Origin of the sequence: Enterobacter cloacae complex sp. 6730903, assembly GCF_048283985.1 — a bacterium.
In the GTDB taxonomy this organism is placed as follows: Bacteria; Pseudomonadota; Gammaproteobacteria; order Enterobacterales; family Enterobacteriaceae; genus Enterobacter; species Enterobacter hormaechei_C.
Genome location: NZ_JBLVXX010000248.1, coordinates 1 through 259, shown reverse-complemented (window position 1 = coordinate 259; position 259 = coordinate 1). Strand labels below are relative to the sequence as shown.

Genomic DNA, 259 nt, shown 5'->3' with positions numbered 1-259 from the left:
GTATTACTCCTAATACTCAGCCAGTGGAGCAAGTTTCTAGTCAGCAAGTAGAAAATAATTCTGAAGCTGATGAGGAATTTGAAAAAGAAGAAGTTTTGAAAGAAAAGAGTTTATTGGATTCACAAACAATGTTATGGGGTGGTGCTGCGATCGCACTTGGTGGTATTGCGATAGCAGCATCAGGTAGTGGTGGTAGTGATGGTTCAGCACCTTCTGATCAAACTCCTCCAGCAAGTTTAACTAAAATACTGTCTAAAGA

At 39.8% G+C, this 259-nt stretch carries 1 protein-coding gene; it reads left to right on the top strand.

Going from position 1 to position 259, the window contains the following annotated elements:
- Positions 1-259 (top strand): hypothetical protein (locus tag ACNQ0W_RS25780; RefSeq protein WP_417933356.1); only part of this gene is annotated, 259 nt, incomplete at both ends.